We start from the raw sequence: 1538 nt of genomic DNA, 5'->3' as shown, positions 1-1538 counted from the left end.
GATCTTCCCGGGCGCCGCCGCGGCGACGTGGGTGAACATCGCCAGCGAGACGTCGAAATGGTTGTTGGAGTGGGAGCCCCAGGTCAGCCCCCATTCGCGGCACATCTGCGCCACGCGCACCGCGCCGCGCATCGTCCAGAAGTGCGGGTCCGCCAGCGGGATGTCCACCGATTGCAGCCGGATCGCGTGCCCCATCTGGCGCCAGTCGGTCGCGATCATGTTCGTTGCGGTCGGAAGCCCCGTCGCCCGGCGGAACTCCGCCATCACCTCGCGCCCGGAATATCCGCCCTCCGCGCCGCAGGGATCTTCGGCGTAGGCCAGGACATGCCCCTTGCCGCGGCAGAGGCGTACCGCCTCTTCGAGCGGCCAGGCGCCGTTCGGGTCGATGGTGACGCGCGCGCCCGGGAAACGCTCCGCGAGCGCCGTGACCGCCTCGATCTCCTCCTCGCCGCGAAGCACGCCGCCTTTCAACTTGAAGTCGTTGAAGCCGTACCGGGCCTTCGCCGCCTCGGCGAGCCGCACGACCGCCGCGGGAGTGAGGGCTTCCTCGTCGCGCAGGCGGAGCCAGTCGTCCTTCTCGCCGGAGCCGTCCCGATACGGAAGATCGGTCTTCCGGCGGTCGCCGATATAGAAAAGGTAGCCGAGCATCTCCACCGCGTCGCGCTGCCGCCCGTCCCCAAGAAGCGACGCGACCGGCACGCCGAGGAACTGCCCGAGGAGATCGAGCAGGGCGGCCTCCACGGCGGTGACCGCATGGATCGCGATGCGCTGATCGAAGGTCTGGAGTCCCCGCCCGCCGGTGTCCCGGTCGGCGAACGCCTTCCGCATCGACTCGAGGATGTCGAGGTACCTGCCGACGGGGCGGCCGACGACCATGGGAACGGCGTCCTCCAGCGTCCGCCGGATCCGCTCCCCGCCGGGCACCTCGCCGATCCCGGTGCATCCCGAGCTGTCTTCCAGAAGCACGATGTTGCGGGTGAAGAAGGGGGCGTGCGCGCCGCTGAGGTTCAGCAGCATGCTGTCTCGCCCCGCGACCGGTACCACGCGCATCCCGGTGACGACCGGTGCGCCGGAGATGCCGGCAGTGTCCGTCCGAACGTCCATGAAGGTCTCCTATGGCGACATGGTAGCGATGTCATTTATGGGTGTCAATCGATTTCATATGCCGCATATTTTCGCTTTATATCAGTCTTGGCGGGTTGACACGGCACGATGTTAACGCTAACATTTTGTGGATAAAACGGACCGCATCCCCGATGCGTGCCCGCACGGAGGCAACAACCATTCGGAGATCCACCGGAATAACTACCCTGGCGGACGTGGCCAAGCTGGCCGGGGTCTCCCCGATCACGGTTTCCCGGGTGCTCAACCACCCGGAGATCGTGGCGCCCGGCACGATCGAGAGCGTCCGGCAGGTGATCGAGCGGACCGGCTACGTGCCGAACCTGCTGGCGGGGGGGCTGGCCTCGAGCCGGACCCGCTTCGTGGCGGCGATCGTACCGGCGATCTCGAACCAGGTCTTCTCCGAGCCGATTCAG

The 1538-nt window shown here is 67.3% G+C and carries 2 protein-coding genes; one reads left to right on the top strand and one right to left on the bottom strand.

Annotated elements, in window-relative coordinates; all coding sequences use genetic code 11:
* On the bottom strand, window positions 1-1104 hold a 1104-nt coding region (locus AB1346_02355), incomplete at its 3' end, for an enolase C-terminal domain-like protein (protein ID MEW6719273.1).
* Window positions 1105-1256: 152 nt separating this feature from the next.
* Between AB1346_02355 and AB1346_02350 the strand changes: the two genes are divergently transcribed.
* Window positions 1257-1538 (top strand): LacI family DNA-binding transcriptional regulator (locus AB1346_02350; protein ID MEW6719272.1); only part of this gene is annotated, 282 nt, incomplete at its 3' end.

The organism is Thermodesulfobacteriota bacterium (genome assembly GCA_040758155.1).
In the GTDB taxonomy this organism is placed as follows: domain Bacteria; phylum Desulfobacterota; class Deferrimicrobia; order Deferrimicrobiales; family Deferrimicrobiaceae; genus UBA2219.
The sequence above is the reverse complement of the archived record's forward strand: the minus strand, read 5'-3'. Positions and strand labels throughout refer to the sequence as shown.